14 protein-coding genes, 3 pseudogenes and 1 other annotated feature are annotated in these 20,702 nt (G+C 41.9%); of the genes and pseudogenes, 3 read left to right on the top strand and 14 right to left on the bottom strand.

Translation table 11 applies throughout. The features are described 5' to 3' along the window. Position 1: 1 nt before the first annotated feature. From AADH33_RS08065 to AADH33_RS08100, 8 genes and pseudogenes are all read right to left on the bottom strand, one after another. Complete coding sequence (locus tag AADH33_RS08065; protein ID WP_348548550.1) at positions 2-517, bottom strand: Mov34/MPN/PAD-1 family protein; 516 nt, start codon at positions 515-517, stop codon at positions 2-4. Further along, on the bottom strand, positions 502-2,193 hold the full coding sequence (locus AADH33_RS08070) for a ThiF family adenylyltransferase (RefSeq protein ID WP_348548551.1): 1,692 nt from the start codon (positions 2,191-2,193) through the stop codon (positions 502-504). The genes AADH33_RS08065 and AADH33_RS08070 overlap by 16 nt, the downstream gene beginning before the upstream one ends. 8 nt (positions 2,194-2,201) lie before the next feature. After that, positions 2,202-3,224 (bottom strand): nucleotidyltransferase domain-containing protein, encoded by a 1,023-nt coding sequence (locus AADH33_RS08075; protein ID WP_348548552.1) that lies wholly within the window; start codon positions 3,222-3,224, stop codon positions 2,202-2,204. A 193-nt stretch (positions 3,225-3,417) separates the two neighbouring features. Next, a pseudogene (locus AADH33_RS08080) lies at positions 3,418-3,612 on the bottom strand (transposase); the annotation flags it as partial. A 567-nt stretch (positions 3,613-4,179) separates the two neighbouring features. Next, a complete protein-coding gene (locus AADH33_RS08085) occupies positions 4,180-7,362 on the bottom strand; it encodes a type I restriction endonuclease subunit R (RefSeq protein ID WP_348548553.1) in 3,183 nt (1,060 codons plus the stop codon). An 82-nt stretch (positions 7,363-7,444) separates the two neighbouring features. Further along, positions 7,445-8,293, bottom strand: a complete 849-nt coding sequence (locus AADH33_RS08090) for a hypothetical protein (protein WP_348548554.1) — start codon at positions 8,291-8,293, stop codon at positions 7,445-7,447. A 33-nt stretch (positions 8,294-8,326) separates the two neighbouring features. Continuing rightward, the gene (locus AADH33_RS08095) at positions 8,327-9,685 is read right to left on the bottom strand and encodes a restriction endonuclease subunit S (protein WP_348548555.1); all 1,359 of its coding nucleotides are present in this window, start codon (positions 9,683-9,685) and stop codon (positions 8,327-8,329) included. After that, the gene (locus AADH33_RS08100) at positions 9,675-11,258 is read right to left on the bottom strand and encodes a class I SAM-dependent DNA methyltransferase (protein WP_348548556.1); all 1,584 of its coding nucleotides are present in this window, start codon (positions 11,256-11,258) and stop codon (positions 9,675-9,677) included. The genes AADH33_RS08095 and AADH33_RS08100 overlap by 11 nt, the downstream gene beginning before the upstream one ends. Before the next feature lie 301 nt (positions 11,259-11,559). Here AADH33_RS08100 and AADH33_RS08105 point away from each other — a divergent pair. Beyond that, positions 11,560-12,725 (top strand): IS3 family transposase gene (locus AADH33_RS08105; protein ID WP_348548557.1). Its coding sequence is split into 2 segments (ribosomal slippage): positions 11,560-11,818 and positions 11,818-12,725, totalling 1,167 coding nucleotides; the frame shifts between segments, so codons are not numbered across the junction. 211 nt (positions 12,726-12,936) lie between these two features. Here the strand turns inward: AADH33_RS08105 and AADH33_RS08110 are convergent. From AADH33_RS08110 to AADH33_RS08120, 3 genes are all read right to left on the bottom strand, one after another. Next, positions 12,937-14,151: an IS256 family transposase gene (locus AADH33_RS08110; RefSeq protein WP_348548558.1), complete on the bottom strand. Its 1,215-nt coding sequence runs from the start codon at positions 14,149-14,151 to the stop codon at positions 12,937-12,939. 80 nt (positions 14,152-14,231) lie between these two features. After that, a complete protein-coding gene (locus tag AADH33_RS08115; RefSeq protein ID WP_348548559.1) occupies positions 14,232-15,566 on the bottom strand; it encodes a UvrD-helicase domain-containing protein in 1,335 nt (444 codons plus the stop codon). 191 nt (positions 15,567-15,757) lie between these two features. Further along, positions 15,758-16,977, bottom strand: a protein-coding gene (locus AADH33_RS08120) for an IS3 family transposase (RefSeq protein ID WP_348548560.1) whose coding sequence is annotated in 2 segments (ribosomal slippage) — positions 15,758-16,692 and positions 16,692-16,977 — 1,221 coding nt in all. Because the reading frame shifts where the segments join, the coding sequence is not laid out codon by codon here. After that, positions 16,586-16,702 (bottom strand) — a sequence feature (AL1L pseudoknot). Its footprint overlaps the gene before it by 117 nt. 313 nt (positions 16,978-17,290) lie before the next feature. Between AADH33_RS08120 and AADH33_RS08125 the strand changes: the two are divergent. Then, positions 17,291-17,889: pseudogene (locus AADH33_RS08125) on the top strand (transposase); the annotation flags it as partial. 39 nt (positions 17,890-17,928) lie between these two features. On the opposite strand, the gene AADH33_RS08130 reads toward AADH33_RS08125, so the two are convergent. Beyond that, positions 17,929-19,016, bottom strand: a protein-coding gene (locus AADH33_RS08130) for an IS3 family transposase (RefSeq protein WP_348548561.1) whose coding sequence is annotated in 2 segments (ribosomal slippage) — positions 17,929-18,764 and positions 18,764-19,016 — 1,089 coding nt in all. Because the reading frame shifts where the segments join, the coding sequence is not laid out codon by codon here. Positions 19,017-19,088: 72 nt separating this feature from the next. Here AADH33_RS08130 and AADH33_RS08135 point away from each other — a divergent pair. Then, positions 19,089-19,673 (top strand): annotated as a pseudogene (locus tag AADH33_RS08135) (IS3 family transposase); the annotation flags it as partial. A gap of 169 nt (positions 19,674-19,842) precedes the next feature. Here the strand turns inward: AADH33_RS08135 and AADH33_RS08140 are convergent. Together AADH33_RS08140 and AADH33_RS08145 are read right to left on the bottom strand one after the other, a co-directional pair. Further along, entirely contained in the window at positions 19,843-20,409 is a 567-nt protein-coding gene (locus AADH33_RS08140; RefSeq protein ID WP_348548344.1) for an IS630 family transposase, read from the bottom strand. Then, a complete protein-coding gene (locus tag AADH33_RS08145) occupies positions 20,336-20,689 on the bottom strand; it encodes an IS630 transposase-related protein (protein ID WP_348548343.1) in 354 nt (117 codons plus the stop codon). The genes AADH33_RS08140 and AADH33_RS08145 overlap by 74 nt, the downstream gene beginning before the upstream one ends. Positions 20,690-20,702 lie beyond the last annotated feature (13 nt).

Here is a 20,702-nt window from a genome sequence, read left to right on the forward strand (position 1 = left end):
TTTAATTGTCCAATTCAGTAGAAAAAGGTAAGTAGCCTAAAAATATTTTAGAGTTTTGAGAGTAGGCAATCCAAAAGCCAATATAACTAGTACCAACGATGACATACAAAATACGTTCTGACAGATATTTAGAGCTAGTAAATTGACTCGCTAAATCATTTAAATCGGTATTAGATGGATTAGGTTTTGGCTCAGGGTGTGTATGCCATAACCCTAGAAGACCGCCATAACCTTTGGTCTCCTTCCAATACTTTTTGAGAGCTTCATCGTGAGATTTAGAACGAAAGAAAGTGGTGCGAGTACGCTTATCTCTGAACATGGGCGTCGTTAAGTCGTCTACCAGTATCGTATGACTATCTGGATAGTATCTGCCTAATAATATACCGCCAGCTTCCTTTGATTTTACGTGCGATTGTCTAAAACCGAACCAAGCGGCTATTACAGACTCTGATATTGCGCCATCGTATGCTTTATCATTTTCCTTCCATACGATGCGGTTGTTTAGGTACTGCAACATGAGCACCCTGCGACTTTGATAGCATTTAATGGTTGTGGATAATAGCCACCATTTTGTAGAGTCAACTCTTGGTGGTTAGTAGTTTCCAAATTATAGTCAGTTGGTAGCTTATTAGTAGCGCACCACGACTGTAACCCTGTTTTATTCTCAATTATATATTCAGCCATAATCACAGCAGTCTTCATAGCGTGAACTGAACCATATGCCGTGAACGCTCCAGCGCATCCAGTAATATTTTTTGATAAAACTATGCCAGAAGGATTACTAAACAAACTGGTCTTTATATAATTTGAAGGATTGCCATTGTCATCATAGTAGAGACATTTCAAACAGGCATCCTCATTGCTTCTGAATCCTAGAATATGACCACCCAATCCGTAAGCTTCTAGCCAACCAGATACAACATGAACATTCGCCTCATACGTGTATAAGCGTCGGCACACTTCGAGTTCTGTTGGAGGGTGGCCAGTAGCTAACACTATAGAATGAATTTCAGATAGCTGTTCACTATTTTGACTATTGAGCCAGTTTAGAACATTAGTCTCGTAGGCTACGATTTCTAACTCAGGTATGTTTTGTTGAAGACAATTTTTAAGAGCACTAACTTTAGACTGGTTAACATCCTGTATTCCAAGGTAATGCCGCATAATATTGTCAGTTTTCATATCATCATAATCAACCAGTATTAATTTATCGATATCTGACTCAGCCAGTATCTCTGCAACTCTTGACCCAACTGAACCGCAGCCAGCTATCACAACGGTCTTTTTACTTGGAAATTGAGACTCAACCCCAGTACGATTAAGTAAGTATTCGCGCCATCCACGCTGTAACGTTTGAACTTTAAAATCACGATACTTATTTGAAGTCATATCTTGATAGTAGGAAACGACCAAGTATGTATGCATTTTGGGTGTGGGTATCTCTAAAAGAACAATTTTAAAATTACTTTTCTTCTGTAAGCTATCCAACTGATTTTCGCTGAATTTTGATGTTTGTTGCTTCCACCAGTTTTCATCAAATGATTCAAAAAGATTAGGAATAACAAAATCCTCGATACGAGGTAAGGATATCTTAGTTACCTTTATAGCAGTATAAGGGCTAGAGCTAGGTGGATGTTGGCTCGCACCATCTACTAAATATTTAATGTGATAAAACTGTGGTGTATTACGTTGTCTCGTATAATTAATACACCATGCATATAAACTGTCAGACTGATTTGGATTGTGTGTCGCAACGATAACTGGTGCATCTGACACGATTGTCTGGTTATAACCATCGATTTCTTCGTATAGAGCAATCCTGTTACCAGCTTGATATGATTTAAGAGAGTTCGTAAGAATGCCTATAGCAGTGTCTACAACATATTTAAAAAGACCAAATAAGTCGCCGCTATCAAACATCTCACCTTGATGATCTGTAACACATATCAAGCCATTATTACCCACATGATCTAATGCTGGTAAATTACACTGAGCAACTGACACTGTGGGCAGCAATAGCCAGCGCTTTTGATCAATGTATCTGACTGACAAAGGAATTGTCTGTCCGTGAACATCTAAGTCAAAGTCAATTCCTATAAAACCATCTTTCTTATCCTCACTCTCAATGTTTTTACCACCAATAGAGCGAATATAGTTTTCAAAGCTTTGCTGTAAGCCATCATTAATTGTCATTATATTACCTATGCTGATGATCCAGTGCTCACATACGGTGCTTCGATACTCTTTTTAGCCTTATCAACTTTGGCAGCTATCGGAAAATCATCACCAAAACTTTTTCTCAAGGTCTTACTGGCTTCATGCGCGTCTGGCTCATCGACAGCTGATTGTAAATTATCTCTCAGTGCTTCAAAACGCTCTTTAATGGTAGCCATATCTTCATCACTAACAGACTTTAGCAAATCACCACCGGGTGTTATAGGTAGATTAATGCTGAGACGACCAAAGTAATCAAAATTACTCAGGATAGTTTCAACTAAACTCAGTAAAACCTCTCCATCATTTTGGGTATCTACATCCGGTTCTAACCAATGATATGCTGCTATAGTGATTCCAATGCTATGGATACCCACATATTTATGATTGCGCCATCTTTTTAAGTAGCGTACACATCTACGAAACTGTCTACGTTGATCAGAGCCGTTATCTTCATAGGTATCATTATCTTTATATAAATCATTGACTAATGAATTGATACCCTCGGGATCCGCTGCCTGCCAAACTCGCTTAGACTCAGCCAATGCTTTTCTACCTTTGGCTAGATAATATGTATCATCGTATGCGTTACTAGACTTAGCGTAAACTGGCAAATCAACATGGTAATCTGGTTTGCCATCCTTCATGTATGTCACTGTCACACATGAGCGGCTCACTTCTACTGTCCGGTTATTATGCTTAATACAATCTGCGACTAACTCTTTTAATTCGACCGGTTTATAGTCTTCTGTATGGCAGTCCAGTAATACACCAACATCGATATCATAATCTCCGTCTCTTACAGGTTTAATGCCTGTATTTAAAGCATAGCTTCCTTGGTTAAAACTTTTTTTATACTGAGGATAGTCTTCGTCTTTTTTGGCTTTTAAACTTGTCTTAAGCTGATTGATTATTAGGTCGCGTTTTTCGCGTAAAGAACCATTTTCCTCATAAGTACCTAATTTAATGGTATTATGAAACCCTAAGAACTGTTTTTGTAAATCTGCCATATAAGTTACCTCTCAATAATTGTTAAGTCTTGGTAGTTATAGAATATATCAAGCATCAATATCAATTGATAGGCACAAACCCTTGGAGGCGACAACTCATGTCGTAAAGAATAAAATAAACAACAAAATACTCAGCTCTTAACTAACTTCAGTAGAATTTGCTTAATATCTAGTATAGCTCTAGGGCATATCTTCAATTCATCCTACAATGAACGATAATACACGCTAGATAAATAATTGACTTGAAATTACGTGCTAACTTCTCATATCCATTAGAGATACTATGGAAGTGCTTAAGCCTTGCAAACATATTTTCAATAATATGACGCAGTTTGTATAAATAGCTATTAAACTCTAGGTTAAGTAGCTTGACATTGCTTCTTTTAGGATTATTCTTGAAGCATATATTCGACGTTTACGATAAAGAGTTTGAAAGGGTATTGACAAAACGTTCATAAAACTACAGTAAATATTGGTGAAGCACCGCAAGGTGCTATACGGACGATTGAGCAAGCCAATTAAGAAACCTAAACATGGTCGTACCCTTACTTCGTCAGGCAGTATCAATCTTACGAGAACAGCAAAAGATCGATGGACACACCGAATATGTCTTTTTTAGTCAGACGGCAAAAAAGCATTAGATCACCTCTAATTTGACAGCGAATAAGCGTTTAAAGGATTGAGACTATCAGGATGTGCATGGTTGAAGTTGAAGCTGACCCTACCTCTACCTCCCAGCTACAGGCGATAATTGATCAATTTGGAGAAGATAAAGTACGTGAGCTGCTTAATGATAAGGTCTTAGAATAAAATTTATTGAGCAATATACTATTTACTAAGCACTGCTTTATGGCTACATGTATCGCAATACATAGTATAATATTGGATGAAACACTGGTAATGAGTCATTAATCACTACATAACGGCTTCAAAGCTTGTTGTTGTCTTAACCTCATTAAACCACTCTACCCTTCTTAAACTGCTCAGCCTGATCGAATATCTCTGTATATACCTCATCACGGTCAATAGGCGGATAACCCCACTCATCAAGCAGCACAATAAGATCAAACTCTAGCTCAGCTTTGATGTCGTTACGCTTATTCCAATCGGTATACTGAGCTTTATCATCAACTAGGTCTTTCACCGCTTTAGACAGTTTAATAAGATTATCTTCTGGGTAGCTAAAGTCGTATTTATTTGCCAGTGTGAGCAAGATGTCATAAAAGGCTTTTTGCTCAAAGTCGATACCCATATCCTGATATGAGTTCACCTCATCGCGCATCTGGTAAATGATGTCGATGATTTGGTCAGTGAAGTCTTTCATCACTGTTGAGTGCATGGTATTGCTTTCATCACGCTCATTGTACTTTTGCACGATAGCGTTCATCTTTTTACTAAAGTCGATACTCTTAACCTTGTTGGTCTTTTTAAACTCACCAATGGCTTTTTTGAGCAGTTGCTGTAACAGCTCCATCTTAGTATTGGGCTGTTTAATCTTATTAATCTTATCTAGATAGTCATCGTCAAAGATACTAATCTCATGCCCATGCTCAGCGCCCATCTTAAAGATCTCTTCTACGCCATCGCTTTGCAGCGCATCTTTTACCAGGTCACGCACCTTTTCATTCATTTGCTCAACATCGGGCGCATTGCCGGTAGTGATTTTGAATATAATGGTTCGTACCGCTAAGTAATAATGAATCTTGTCCTTGTGCGCTTGGGTCAAGTCACTACTACCAACACAGATGTCATAGGCAGACTTGAGACGCTTAACCACATCCATAAAGAAGTGCTTAGACTTTTCAGTAGCCAATACGAAGTTTGCCGACTCATTAAGGCAGTCTAGCTGCTCAATAGGCTTACCCGAGAAATAACCTGAGTTATCAAAGTTATGGAACATGGCATCAAGCAGACTGAGCTGGTCTTTAACGATAACCACAGACTGAGCAATCTCTTCTAGGTTCTGCTCTTTGCCAGCTGTGTACTGAGCCAGCGCTAGGTTCATGTGCTTTTTGATACCGATATAATCCACCACCAGCCCGCGCTCTTTGCCCTCAAACTTACGGTTGACCCGTGAGATGGTTTGAATCAGGTTGTGCTTTTGTAGTGGCTTATCAATATAAATGGTATCTAAGAACGGTACGTCAAAGCCTGTGAGCCACATATCAACCACGATGGCTATCTTAAAATTGGATTTGCCATTTTTAAATTGACGGTCCAGCTCTTTGCGGTACTCTTTAGTACCCAGTAAATCCCATAGCTCTTGAGAGTCATCTTTGTTACGCGTCATAATCATCTTGACTCGCTCCATGGGTTTAATGGTCTTTTTCTCGTTTTCAGTCAGGGTGCTGCCCTCTTCACAGGCCATAACCTCAGCCCACTGAGGTCGCAAGTCGATGATGTCTTGATACAGCTTAAAGGCGTTCTCACGCGAGCTACAAACGAACATGGCTTTGCCTTTTTGGGTCGTACCCTCAGCCACTCGCGTCTCGTAATGCGCCACAAAGTCTTCGGCAATGGCCCGAATACGGTCAGGGTCGCCCAGTACCGTGGACATAGTCGCCATGGTTTGCTTACTTTTTTCTATCTGATACTCATTAGCCCCTGCTTCTTCAGCTTGCTTATAGTACTTCTCCACCTCCTCAAGCTGGCGAGAATCTAGCAATACCTTAGCCGCACGCCCTTCATATACGATAGGAACGGTAATTTCATCATGCACAGACTCCGTCATGGTGTAGCTGTCGACAATGGGCCCAAACACATCGAGCGTGGCATCGACCGGTGTGCCTGTAAAGCCAACGTAGGTCGCGTTAGGCAATGAGTCATGCAAGTATTTAGCAAAGCCGTAAGTCTTCTTAACACCGTTTTCGGTAACGGTAATCTTCTGCTCAAGGTTAAGTTGGCTGCGGTGCGCCTCATCAGATAAGACAATGACGTTGGTACGCTCGGTAAGTAGCTCTGTGTCCTCAGTAAACTTGTGAATGGTTGTCAGATACACGCCACCACTCTTGATGCCTGACAGGCGCTCTCTGAGCTCTGCTCGGCTCTCCACACTGATGATATTGTCGTCACCGATATAAGTCTTGGCGTTGGTAAATTGCCCAGATAACTGATCGTCTAAGTCAGTCCGGTCGGTAATCAAGATAATGGTTGGGCTACCCAAATCAACATCTCGCATCAGCAGACGGGTCAAAAACAGCATGGTAAAGCTCTTACCACAACCTGTTGCCCCAAAGTAGGTACCGCCTTTACCGTCACCAGCGATTAGCTTGCCAGCCGAGTCAAACTGCTTGATGTGCTTTTTGACGTTATGAAACAGCTTGGTTGCGGCATAGTACTGCGGATAGCGGCAGATTATTTTCTCTTTTTTGGTAGAGGTGTCAGGGATATAGATAAAGTTACGCAGGACATCAAACAGGCGCTGTTGATTAAACAGTCCGCTTATCATGGTCATCAGCGCGCTGATACCGTCTGTTTCAAGCGCTTCATCACCCGTGACTTTACGCCAAGAGTAGAAGAACTCATAAGGCGCAAACTGTGAGCCCATCTTGGTATTTGCGCCATCGCTAATCACGCAGATGGCATTGTATTTGAGTAGTTCTGGGATATCTCGGGTATAGCGGGTGGTGAGCTGTACGTAGGCATCGTATAGCGGTGCTTCTTCACGGATAGCGCTCTTAAATTCAAACACCACCAGCGGCAAGCCATTGATGTACAAAATGGCATCGGGAATGCGCAGCTCATAGCCTTGAATATTGAGCTGAGTGACGACTCGAAGCGTGTTGTTACTTAGGTCATCATAGTCAATCAGTTGGATAAAGAGGTCTTTTTGCGTGTGGTCTTCACGCTTCAGCAAAAAGCCATTAGAGACATCTTTCATAATGGCTTTGTTGCTGTCGTATAGGTCGGAGGCTGGCAGGGTCTTAATACGGTGAATGATTAAACCAATCTCATAATCAGTAATGTGCTGATCTTGATAGCGGCTGGCAAGAAATTCACGCAAGTCAGACTCGATTAATACCTCATCTACCGCGCGACCAAGCTGAGTATCGACCACCTCACCTGAGGTGTGTGGATAGCCCTCGCTGGCAAGTAACTCAATAATGGCTTGTTCAAGTTTGGCTTCGGTGAATTTCACTGGTGCATCCTTTCTTATTTTCTCTATTCTTTAATAACAACCTTGCTATGCAAACCCAAGATCAAGCCAATGCGAGACCAAGTTACTCATAAGCTTTTTTAACCGGATTAAACTTCATGATTTTACTGTAATTAACGTGCTCGATACGCTTATAATCGTCAGTAGGCATTTCGCCTTTATAAGTCAGCATAATAGAGTGATAAGTTTTGTTGCTTGGTAGAACCTTAAAATCTACTCTATAGTCGTAATGTAAAGGCGAGTCTTCATCATGATTACCACTATTATCTGCACCAGCATCACCTAATGTATACAAGTTAATAAATCCGTCTTCAGGTAGATGTAGTACATCCCACCAGTTATTTATCGTGCCAAAAGACATATAGTTATTCTTAAAGATACTACCTATTAGACTTTTACCTAATGGCTGCAAGCCTTCTAGAATACTTTCTTTCTTTAGACCCACTCTTCCCCAACTACTAGAAAATCCTACATTTTTCGGTGTTTTACTTACTAACTGAAATAGTCCGTTATCTAGTTGTTTAAAGCTGTATAGATCAGCTGTTGACTGACATGCGTGACAGGATACGAGCGAACCGTCTTTAGCCTTTACTTTTTCGATGATTACTAAGTAACGTGACTCACCTACTGTATTCTTATAAGGAATTACAGGGTGCATCAACGCGATTGTTCTCTCTCCATCGCTATCAACACTATCTAAACCAATATTTGGCATCGACTCGATATATTCATCATTGACAAATGCATAGCCCATACGACCACTATAAAACTGACGCATGACTTCTTTGAAACTTAAATCAGGTAGTTTAACCTGAGCAACCTTTTGAGCTGAGAACGCAGGTGTCGCTGCCATTGCAGACGTAGCCGCTACAGAGCCTAAACCAATCGCTACACTTAATAGTAATCTCTTCATAAAACCCTCTGATACGTTTTAAACTAAATCCTTTTAAATATCTGCCACCAGCCTCTCAGCATCAGCAATACGCAGCTCGCCTGACATAAGCTTGGGGAGTAGTGTGTCACGGAGCTTAGCTAGGGTTATTATTTGGAGAGAGTTTGTTTCAATTTTATTATCTAGACTACCTGCATATTCTTCAAATTTATTGATCAAGTTGTCAGGGGCTTTAATCTGCAATAAAGCCTTAAAATCTTTCTGATTGATACTACCGAACACCGTACCTTGTGATTCAAACACCTGAAATCTTTGATGTAACTGAATCATTGAGTAATAAGTGTATGACCTATTACCCGACTTATGCCTAACCGCACTAAGCCCTCGACCAATACAACATTTCTGAGTAGCCATATTTACAGTGCCAACAGGCGCTCTAACACTAACTAAAGTGTCGTCTTTATCTGCAAGACGTTTAGGTTCAGTGGTATATATTCTATTAGTAGGATACCTAAACCCAAAGTCAGTACTTCCCTGAAAGAAGGCTATGCCTTCTTGTTCTTCATTGTACGAGCTCCCAGGAGGTGACTGACCCATAGTTACTTCAAATTCACTGTTGATATTACTTACTTCCCACTCCTTAGGGATCCACCCTAACTCTTCAGTAAACTCAAATTCACTGGGGAATAAGTCGTTAATCTCTGAGTTAATGTTGGCTTCACCACTGTCTAACTGCGCCTGACGCCTTTCTGCGCGTTCTTTAAGTGGCTCAGGAATGGCATTACCTGCCAGTAACGCATTATCAATCACTGGAACAAAGTCAACAAACCAGCTTTTAAACAAAGCTTGAGCAATCGCTTCTAGCGTTTCGTTCATTTGACGGTTGAGTTCGATTTTATCGTCTAAAGAACCAAGGATATGAGCAATGGTTTTTTGTTCTGTGAGTGGCGGCAGTAATACCTCTAGTGACTTAATATTGTATAAAGGAAGCTTTCCTTGTGCTGAACCTACTTTCCTAGACAGAATCTGTGTTTGTCCTTTAGGGGAAATTAAAAAATAATATAAATATCTAGAAACAACACCCTCTCTAATATTTGTGATTCGTGCTGCATTCTCCGTCAAATTATTATTATCCCATTCGGAATCAACATAGAAAACCATACCAATAGTATGACCAACTATAGCAAGACAGACGTCGGATGTATTAACTACGTACTTTTGTATTTTTTGTTTAGTTGCTTCGGTTAGGTATTGAAGGTTATTTCTTCTTATTCTTCCATCAGAAACATCAACTAAACGTATATAGGGAAATGGTGTTTCATCACATATTAATGAATGTCCTTTAGGTAGACGTTTACCACTTCTAACATCTCCAATATCTTCTATTTTCACAACTTCCCAATCACTCGCCATAACCCAACACCTCCAAGTTCTGACGAATGGTTGCATCTAACTTCTCAGATTCTTGCATTTGAGCATATAGCGTTTGGCTGAGTTCTAACATTTTAGTCTCAAACGGAATGCCGTCATCTTCGATAGCAGCAGCACCGACATAACGCCCCGGAGTGAGTACATAATCATTGGCTTTAATCTCATCCAGCGTCGCTGATTTACAGAAGCCTGCTTCGTCTTCATACGCCTCATAGCCGCCAGCATGCTGCTCACCACGCCACGCATGATAGGTATCGGTTATCTTCTTCACATCCTCATCAGACAAGCCTTTATGCGTACGGTCAATCATATAGCCTAGATTACGTGCATCAATAAACAGCGTTTCACCTGAGCGATTGCGCAGACCGCGCTCTTTGCTATCGGCAGACTCTGCCTTTTTATCCTTACTGATAAACCATAAGCAAACAGGAATCTGTGTGGTATAAAACAGCTGACCGGGCAGAGCGACCATACAATCCACCAAATCATTCTCTAAGATTTGCTGACGGATTTCACCCTCACCACTGGTCGTGGTAGACATCGAGCCATTGGCCAATACGAAGCCCGCTGTCCCATGCTCAGACAGCTTAGATATCATGTGCAATATCCAAGCATAGTTGGCATTGCCTGTTGGCGGTGTGGGATACCCTGCCCAGCGTGGGTCATCGACCAGCTCATCATCAGCGCGCCACTGCGACTGGTTAAAGGGCGGATTGGCCATGATAAAGTCCGCTTTGAGCTGTGGGTGTTGGTCTTTGAAGAAGGTATCGGCTGCCACTTCGCCTAAGTTACTAGAGATACCCCGAATGGCTAAGTTCATCTTCGCCAGCTTATAGGTCGTCGTGGTGTACTCTTGACCGTAGATAGACACATCTTTGGTGTCGCCTTGATGGTTCTCAATAAACTTAATCGACTGCACAAACATACCGCCCGAGCCGCAGCACGGGTCATATATCTTGCCCTTATACGGCTCAATCATCTCAGTAATCAAGTTCACCACCGACTTAGGCGTGTAGAACTCACCGCCGCCTTTGCCTTCACTATCAGCAAACTTACCTAAGAAATACTCATAGACACGGCCGACCACATCTTTGTGCTCATTATCGATGGTGTCGATATTATTAATCACATCAATCAGAGCCGCTAGTTTGCTCGGGGTTAAGCCAAGACGTGAGAAGTAGTTGTCAGGCAGTGCGCCTTTTAATGATTTGTTGGTCTTCTCAATGGTGCTAAGGGCGGTATCAATCTTCAGGGCGATGTCTTCTTGCTTGGCATTTTGCTGAATAAAGCGCCAACGTGATTCTTCTGGCAAATAAAACACGTTCTCTTTGGTATAAGCCTGCACCAAGTCAACATACTTCTCTTGGCCAGCGTCTAATAGCGCTTGCTTACGCTGCTCAAAGGTATCACTGATAAACTTTAAGAAGATAAGGCTGAGCACGATGTGCTTATACTCTGAAGACTCAACGCTACCACGCAGCTTATTGGCCGCATCCCATAGCGCCTCTTCAAAGCGCACTTCTTTTTTATCACTCTTTTTGGTTGTTTTTGCCATGCTTTAGGGTCTCTATATTTTGATACGTAATTATGCAACGAATAAATAATTAGCCGTACAAGAGGGAATTTACTTAGTGGTAACAATTCTAGCGAGATTATGCGTTTAAGCAAGCTTATCTACCAACTAATTTTCGGGGTACTGCGTTGTTTGGGATGGGTTATGAAAACTTTCTCATACCTATTACCCTCACCTCTTAAACCGCCTAATACTACTCACCACCACCCCAAACAGCTTGAGCTATGCTGAAGAAACCGTACAAGTAAACTTGGTAAACTAAGCATAATAACAGGAGTTTACCATGACCAAGAAAGTAAGAACCTACAGTGACGAATTTAAAGCCGAAGCTGTTAAAAAGATAGCAGACAACAACGGCAATATCTCAGCCACTGCAAAGCAGCTTGGCATTGCCATACAAACGCTCTCAAATTGGCATAACAAAGCCAATCAAGGCAAACTTGTAGGAACAAAGCAGTATGACCCTGAACTTATGAGTGCGCTTGAAGAGGTAAAACGCCTAAAGCGGCAGCTCAAAGTGGCTGAAGAGGAGCGCGAAATACTAAAAAAGGCGACGGCGTACTTTGCAAAGCACAGTTAGTCAGGTACGCCTTTATCAAAGATAACCAGCACTTCTTTAGCATCACCACTATGTGCCGCGTACTACAGGTTAAACCCTCAAGCTACTATGACTGGCTAGGTCGTGATATCAGTGACCAACAAATACATCGCAACCAGTCTGAGCTGCTAGTCAAAGCCGCACACATTGAAACTAAAGAGCGTTATGGTATAGATCGTCTGCATGCCTATCTAAGCGATCAAGGGCATGATATTAGTCTATACATGGTCAGACGTATTAAAGAAGAGTTTGGCATTAAATGTCGTCGTCACAAACGCTTTAAAATCACCACTGACTCTAATCACAACAAACTGGTCTATGATAACGTGCTTGATCAGCAGTTTGACGCTAAGCGCCCTAACGAGTCGTGGGTCAGCGACATCACCTATATCTGGACGAATGAGGGTTGGCTGTACTTAGCAGGGGTCAAAGACTTATACACCAAAGAGCTTGTCGGTTACGCTATTAACAAGCGTATGACCGCAGATTTAGTATGCCGTGCACTCAACATGGGGATTAAGAATAAACGACCTGCTAAAGGGCTAATCGTTCATTCTGACAGAGGCAGTCAGTACTGTAGCCATGCCTACCACAAGATCATTAAACAGCATCAGTTTACAGGATCTATGAGTGGCAAAGGCAATTGTTTCGACAACGCTCCGATAGAAAGTTTCTGGGGCGTCTTGAAGAATGAGCTAGTGTATCACCAGAACTATAAAACTAGATTTGCAGCCATCAGCGATATCATTGGCTATATTGAGCTGTATTACAATCAAACGAGGATTCAAAAGGGCTTGAGCTATAAGTCGCCAAGACAGATGTGGTTTGATTATTATCGTCAAGCTGCGTAACTAAAATCTCCCAAGTTTAAGTCTACGGGATTGACGGCAGGGGTCATGGCAGGCGACGATGGTTGTCTTGAGGGTTTGTATGTTAGTAAATTGACAAACTTCTAACTGATATTATGTTCAGAGATTACTTAAACTAATCACTTGAAGGGTAATACACCTATTACTTAATGAGATGGAAACGAGCCTATCCCGAATTCTGCGTAACTGCCCTTTAGATTAAATGGTTACTGATACGGTCATCAAACATAATCATAAAGCGATTAAGAGCAGACGTCCAGTTACGGATTGGCATCGACCACTTTTTAGACGCCTGCTGGGTGGCTAAGTACACCACTTTGAATGCTGCCTGATCAGAGGGGAACACCTTACGCTTATTCACCGCCGTCCGAATCACACTGTTTAGCGACTCTATCGCATTGGTGGTATAAATCACTTTTCTGATGTCTTTCGGATACTCAAAGAACACCGTTAAGCCCTCCCAGTTATTACGCCAAGACTTAACCACGTGCGGATAACTTTCACCCCACACCTCATCAAAGTGCTCAAGGTTGGCCTCTGCTATCTCAAGCGTATCAGCGCCGTAAATGGCCTTTAAATCAGCCGCTACGGCCTTTTTATCCGTCCACGGCACAAACTTCATTGAATAGCGCACCATGTGTACGATACACAGCTGAACCTGTGCCTTTGGATAGACGGTGTTAATGGCATCAGGGAAACCCTTTAGACCATCAACACAGGCAATGAGGATATCTTGCACTCCGCGGTTTTGAAGCTCGGTAAGAACACCTAGCCAGAACTTAGCGCCTTCATTCTCTGATAGCCACATACCAAGCAGCTCTTTTTTACCATCAAGAGCAACACCTAGCGCTAAGTAAATGGCTTTGTTGATAATCTGCTTACCTTGACGTACTTTGACGACAATGCAGTCTAGATAGACGATAGGATAAACACTGCTCAGCGGTCGGTTCTGCCATGCGGTGATGTCCTCTAATATGTTATCGGTGACTCTTGAAACCAGTGTGCTTGAGATATCGACGTCGTAGAGCTCTTTGATGCTCTCTACAATCTCGGTGGTGGTTTGACCCTTGGCGTAAAGGAATATGATCTTGTCATCAAGACCTGAGATACGGGTTTGATGCTTACTGACGAGTACAGGCTCAAAGCTGCTATCACGGTCTCTTGGGGTGGATATCTCAAGATCGCCTGTGTCACTGCGGACGGTCTTTTTAGTGTGGCCGTTGCGCTTATTAGGTTTATCGGCTTTCTCATGTTTGGGGTAACCGAGGTGGTCTTCCATCTCGGCTTCAAGTGCGGTGTCGATAAAGGATTGCATGAGCTGCCTCTGAAAGTCTTTGATGTCATCGAAGCTGTTCATGCTACCAGCCATTTGCTCGGCCAGTTTTTTAATGTCAGATTGAGTCGTCATTGCTTATTCTCCTGTTAGTGGATTATAAGCAGTTACACAAAGTTTGGGAAAGTCTCATGGAAACTGCCCTACCTATAAATTTAGTAATTATAATAGCTATTCCACCTCTCACCAAACTCGAATAGGTTTCTATCACTGCAAACAACATACAACAAAGATTTTCCTCTACCTTTAATTCTCGTTAATGCAGTATATAGAACCTCAGCATCCTGTTTATTAAAGTTCATATTATCAACTATGATAAATAGGGCATTTGATTCCCATCCTTTGTAACTATGTATTGTCGACGCTTTGATTTTTTGGGATCCTTTAAAGAAATAAATCTTTTTCCTTCTAGACTCTTTCCAATCTTTACTAAAGACATCTAATACATTTTTTTTCCTTCTTTTTAAACTATTGGTAATCCAGCCTCCTAGCTTATGATTGGTCACTAAGTAAGTTTGATCTGAAAAACTCAAACCTAACTTCTCAATATCTTTGCTAAAATCGTTAATTGGCTGATCGAGATATCCATCAAATGCTCTTTCATCATTAAACTTAGGTATATTCATCCATCTAAATATAAAATTACCAGCATCGGTTCTATCATCAGAAAAAATATCTCCATGGGTGCTATTTTTAGGCGGCTGTGGTAAAACAATATTAGCAAGGGGAATAAACAGGTTAGCAAAATCTTGTATCATAGGTATTAGTGCTGGCGGCAGCCTATATGTACTTTCAAGAGTAGCCCAAGGACCTGAAAACCCTGCTTTTTTCATTGCTTCGTCAGTCCATTTTTTACCATTCCCATATATATCTTGCGTAGTATCTGCTACAAGAAGCATTTCTGCTTCCAAATTCTCACCCGGCCTTAAGTCTTTTTCTGTTTTTAATAGCGACCTTAGAATATTCCACCACCTAGGGTTAAAATCTTGTCCCTCATCAACTAAGATAGCATCATATTTTTCAAAGTCATAGCTTTGTATGGCATACTCAAGTAGCTTACAAAGAGCATTATCATTGATAAAATTATTATCGCCTAAGCCTTTAAATAAATCATGATATGCCTGCTCAAGACCTGCCTCTATACATAGCCTTGATGCTAAATAGTGGAAATTCAGCCATGTAGCATTTTCATCTCTACGAGCTAAGTTATAATCTCTTACACACAAATCTATTAGATAGTTAGTTAGAGTTAGGTTAAAGGTAACTATGAGAACTCTTTTTCCTTCTTTTAAAAGCTTCGATGCTTTTTTAGCAATAATCAATGACTTACCAGAACCTGCTGGGCCTTTTAATCTACGGTATCCACTAGATGTTCGCGTAGTTGCTAACTCTAGCTGCTTATTATCTAATATTAATGGTTGTCTTTGCTCTTTAGACGCATCCGGTTCAACTAGCCAGGGTCTGAGGTAGCTAGCTATAATTGAATTCATTGCTGAGTTTTTATAATTGCTCGTTATTTTTTTGGGAAATGAGTCCTCTATAGCGTTTATAAAATCCCCTTCTGAAAAAATAAAGTAATAAGCGTTTGGGTTATCATAAACTAACGAACGGTCTCTATCTCTAAAGATCGGAATAATAGACTTGAACCGCCCCGACTTTATCGGAGACTTATTTACTTGAGTCAGGCAGCTTCACCTGACAAGGTTAAATTATCATAATACCGCTTTTCAAACTCAAAGGGTGACACATATCCAATCGTGCTATGCAATCGTGTTCTATTAAACCAATCCACCCATTCAAGGGTTGCTAGTTCAACATCGTTCACACCAGTCCAGTTCTGTTTTAAATAATGAATCACCTCAGACTTATAAAGCCCGTTGACCGTTTCAGCTAATGCATTATCGTATGAATCGCCTGTCGTACCGACAGAAGCTATAACACCGCATGTAGCCATTTTATCAGTATAGCGAATGGATAAATACTGAACCCCTCGATCACTGTGATGAATCACATCTTTGGGATAGTTTCTATCTGCTATTGCTTGATTTAACGCCGCCATCACCATATCTGTGTTCATACGATTAGATACTTTCCAGCCCACAATAGCGCGAGCAAACACATCAATAATAAAAGCGGTATACACCCAGCCGCTTATCGTCTTGATATAAGTAAAGTCTGCCACCCAGAGCTGGTTAGGGCGATGAGCGCTAAAGTTACGATTGACTAGGTCATCAGCACGCTTTTGATCATCACGGCTGTGAGTTGTTATTTTACCCTTACCGCGCCAGACACCTTGTAGGCCATGCTGTCTCATTAAACGCTCTATGGTACAACGAGCAACCTTTAACCCGTCAGCTTTCATCTGCTGCCATACTTTACGAGCGCCATAGCGGCATTTGCTGTCCTGCCAGATGCGTTTAATCTCGCTGATGTAAAAGTCGTCATGTTGACTGCGCAGTGAGCATTTTTCAGGGTAGCTCTCCAAGTCTTTAGCACGGTGATAGGTTGATGGGGCAATCGGTAATACTCTACAGATCAGCTCGACCCCATAATTATTCTTATGATCGTCGATGAATTGAATCATGATTTTAGTCAGCGGTCGAGCTCCGCCTGGGCGAAAAAAGCGGCAGCCTTACGTATGATCTCATTGGCTTGCTTGAGCTCTCTGCATTCGCGTTCAAGCTCCTTGATGCGCTCTTTATCACTTTGCGCTTGCACCGATGCAGGAATAGTTTGATCGATGTGTTTTTTATGCCACGACCGCAGGGTTTCAGGCGTACAGCCAATCTTAGGGGCAATGGCTTGAATCGCTGACCATGTGGAGGGATAGTCGCCCAACGCTTCTATCAGCATGCGAACGGCGCGTTCTTTAATCTCAGGAGTGTAGTTTCGTGTTTTCATTGTCGTATTCTCTCAGAATGTTGAGTCTCCGACAATCCCGGGGCGGTTCAACTCTTCTAACTGAGCTTTTGAGGCTGAAGGAAACACCAGTCCACAGAATAAAGCTGCACGTCCACCGCTAGTACTTAATTGTGGGCAATATATATGCGACATTTCCTTTCTGTATAAAAGCAATTGATCTACAGGGTTCCTTCTTATACGATAAGTTCCCTGCATTTTTGAAGTGCCTTGGAGGTGCAGGGTAATCTCCCCTATAAATAAGAACACTCATAAATAGAGATTAACTGTTAAAATATATCAGCAGGAGAATCCTATGAAAAAGACCCGTTTTAGCGACAATCAAATCGTCAACATCTTAAAGCAAGCCGAACAAGGTATTCCTATTACCGAGCTCTGCCGAGAGCACAATATCAGTCAAAGCACCTTTTACAACTGGCGCTCCAAGTATGGCGGCATGGATGCTTCCTTAATTGCCCGTCTCAAAGCACTTGAGACTGAAAACGCCCGTCTTAAGAAGATGTACGCAGATGAATGTCTTAAGTCCGACATACTACAGGATGCCATGACAAAAAAGTGGTAGCGCCGCAAAGGCGCAGACAGCTCGTTTGTCACTACATTGAAGCGCGCAGCATTAGCATACGCCTTGCTTGCCTGATCTTTAATATCAGCGTCACTTGCTACTATCACAAGTCCGTGGCAACGGATGAGAATAAGCAAATAGCAGACTTACTTATCAAACTGACTGATGAGAATAAGAACTGGGGCTTTGGGCTGTGCTTCTTAACCCTGCGCAATGTCATGGGACTGCCATACAACCACAAGCGTGTCTATCGTATCTACTGTGAGCTTGAATTAAACCTTAGAATCAAGCCCAAGCGTCGCATTAAACGTGCTAAACCCATACCACTGGCTGGGTAACCCTCCCAAATTTAAGACACCTAATAAATAGAATTAAGCTGCCTGATTGAGTTTCTGTATCGGCGTAAAACCACCATTGCCCATGTTTGGGCGCTCGTTATTATAGTGATATAACCAAGCTTCCGCTTGCTCCCGGACATGATCAAGATTATCAAACAACTCCTGATTTAACCAATCATAACGCATTGTCCTGTTAAAGCGCTCCACATAAGCATTTTGCTGTGGATTGCCAGGCTCAATATAACTAATAGTGATGCCTTGCTGCTCAGCCCAGTCTTTAAGCGCATTACTAATGTATTCAGGGCCATTGTCGCATCTGATTTGGACAGGTTTACCTCGGCACTCGATTAACTGGTTCAAGCTACGTATCACCCTCCCAGCCGGTAGTGAGAAGTCAACCTCGACCGTTAAGGCTTCACGGTTATAGTCATCAATCACATTAAACAGTCTAAAGCCGCGACCATCTGTTAAGCCGTCGTGCATAAAGTCCATGCTCCAGCTGTGGTTGATCTGGTCAGGTACAGCCAGTGGTATGGGTTTAGCACGTTTAATGCGACGCTTGGGCTTGATTCTAAGGTTTAATTCAAGCTCACAGTAGATACGATAGACACGCTTGTGGTTGTATGGCAGTCCCATGACATTGCGCAGGGTTAAGAAGCACAGCCCAAAGCCCCAGTTCTTATTCTCATCAGTCAGTTTGATAAGTAAGTCTGCTATTTGCTTATTCTCATCCGTTGCCACGGACTTGTGATAGTAGCAAGTGACGCTGATATTAAAGATCAGGCAAGCAAGGCGTATGCTAATGCTGCGCGCTTCAATGTAGTGACAAACGAGCTGTCTGCGCCTTTGCGGCGCTACCACTTTTTTGTCATGGCATCCTGTAGTATGTCGGACTTAAGACATTCATCTGCGTACATCTTCTTAAGACGGGCGTTTTCAGTCTCAAGTGCTTTGAGACGGGCAATTAAGGAAGCATCCATGCCGCCATACTTGGAGCGCCAGTTGTAAAAGGTGCTTTGACTGATATTGTGCTCTCGGCAGAGCTCGGTAATAGGAATACCTTGTTCGGCTTGCTTTAAGATGTTGACGATTTGATTGTCGCTAAAACGGGTCTTTTTCATAGGATTCTCCTGCTGATATATTTTAACAGTTAATCTCTATTTATGAGTGTTCTTATTTATAGGGGAGATTACCGTCACAAACGCTTTAAAGTCACTACTGACTCCGATCATAACAAGCTTGTTTATCCAAACGTGCTAGATCAGCAGTTTGATGCTAAGCGTCCTAATGAGTCTTGGGTCAGTGACATCACTTATATTTGGACAAGTGAAGGCTGGTTGTACTTAGCTGGAGTCAAAGACTTATACACCAAAGAGCTGGTTGGCTATGCTATCAATAAACGCATGACAGCAGACTTAGTATGCCGTGCACTCAACATGGCCATTAAGAATAAACGCCCAAGTAAAGGACTGATTGTGCATTCAGATAGAGGTAGTCAGTATTGTAGCCATGCTTATCACAAGATCATCAATCAGCATCAGTTTATAGGATCAATGAGTGGTCGTGGCAATTGTTTCGACAACGCTCCCATAGAAAGCTTTTGGGGCGTCTTAAAGAATGAGCTGGTATATCACCAAGACTATAAAACAAGGTTTGCAGCCATCAGCGATATCATTGGCTATATTGAGCTGTACTACAACCAGACTAGGATTCAAAAGGGTTTAGGCTATAAAACGCCAGGACAGGTGTGGTCTGATTATTATCGTCAGGCTGCGTAATTAAAATCTCCCAAGTTTGGTTCTACGGGATTGACGGCAGGGGTCATTAGGGTAATCCTTAACATCTTGAGCTAAGGCTTCATCCTCTATTTTGTAGGGCTTAATATATCGGGTGGTCTTACTATGAAGACGCTTTTTCCACTTCTGGATGGTCGTTGGACTGATATAGTCAGTCTAGAATAAAAGAGATACAACCCATATCATGAAACAGCTTAGGTAGATTATTCTCCATCCAGCCTTGACGTAGAAATTTTGCCTGTGCCCACTTCTTTTCAATGGGATTTAGATCAGGGCTGTAGGGTGGCAACCAAAGAATACGATGGCCATGTCTGTTCAGTAGTTTTTGAATGCATTTGTTCTTATGAAATCTAGCATTGTCCATCACGATCACACATTTTGTTTTAAGACTTGGTATTAGCGTGTGTTTGCACCAGTGGTAGAATATGCTGCTGTTAATATTTTGCTCAAAGTAATCTAAGGCAAATAACATTTTTTCATAGAGCGCACCAATAACGTTAGTGCGCTTTCTTGCTTGCCAGTTATAGCTGTCGATACAGGGTTTACCTATCGGTGCATAGCCATGAGAACGAATGGTTTCAGCCTCAAAGCCGCTTTCATCCATGTACACAATGGGATAGCCTTGCTGAATAAAACTATTGAGCTTACTCTGATACGCTGCTCTTTTTATTGGACACGCTTTTGGATGCTCTAAGGTCTTTTTTTTGACTGATACCAAGGCGCTTTAGGGCAATATCAATGCCTGACTTGCTACAGCCTAAACGTTGAGCTCGCTCGTACATGTAATCGTCTGGATACTGCGCGACGTCTTTGAGAAGTGCTTCATTTGGTATTTTACTGGGTGGCTTATCCCGAGTTTGTTTGATACTTGGATTTTTCAGCCAACGCTGTAAAGTGGTTTTGCTGATGTCATAGAAAACACAAGCTTGACGAATGCTCATGTCTTTGTCTTTGACGCTTTTTATAACTTGCGTTCGAAAGTCTGCTGAGTAAGTCATAATGATTATATCT

The sequence above is a fragment of the Psychrobacter sp. KFRI-CH2-11 genome, from assembly GCF_038239325.1.
GTDB classification, from domain to species: domain Bacteria; phylum Pseudomonadota; class Gammaproteobacteria; order Pseudomonadales; family Moraxellaceae; genus Psychrobacter; species Psychrobacter celer.

Excerpts from the sequence above, each read along its gene's own strand:
- AADH33_RS08070 (WP_348548551.1), bottom strand. The coding sequence starts at position 2,193 with ATGACAATTAATGATGGCTTACAGCAAAGCTTTGAAAACTATATTCGC.
- AADH33_RS08075 (WP_348548552.1), bottom strand. The coding sequence starts at position 3,224 with ATGGCAGATTTACAAAAACAGTTCTTAGGGTTTCATAATACCATTAAA.
- AADH33_RS08065 (WP_348548550.1), bottom strand. The coding sequence starts at position 517 with ATGTTGCAGTACCTAAACAACCGCATCGTATGGAAGGAAAATGATAAA.
- AADH33_RS08100 (WP_348548556.1), bottom strand. The coding sequence starts at position 11,258 with ATGGCAAAAACAACCAAAAAGAGTGATAAAAAAGAAGTGCGCTTTGAA.
- AADH33_RS08090 (WP_348548554.1), bottom strand. The coding sequence starts at position 8,293 with ATGAAGAGATTACTATTAAGTGTAGCGATTGGTTTAGGCTCTGTAGCG.
- AADH33_RS08115 (WP_348548559.1), bottom strand. The coding sequence starts at position 15,566 with ATGAATTCAATTATAGCTAGCTACCTCAGACCCTGGCTAGTTGAACCG.
- AADH33_RS08095 (WP_348548555.1), bottom strand. The coding sequence starts at position 9,685 with ATGGCGAGTGATTGGGAAGTTGTGAAAATAGAAGATATTGGAGATGTT.
- AADH33_RS08145 (WP_348548343.1), bottom strand. The coding sequence starts at position 20,689 with ATGACTTACTCAGCAGACTTTCGAACGCAAGTTATAAAAAGCGTCAAA.
- AADH33_RS08110 (WP_348548558.1), bottom strand. The coding sequence starts at position 14,151 with ATGACGACTCAATCTGACATTAAAAAACTGGCCGAGCAAATGGCTGGT.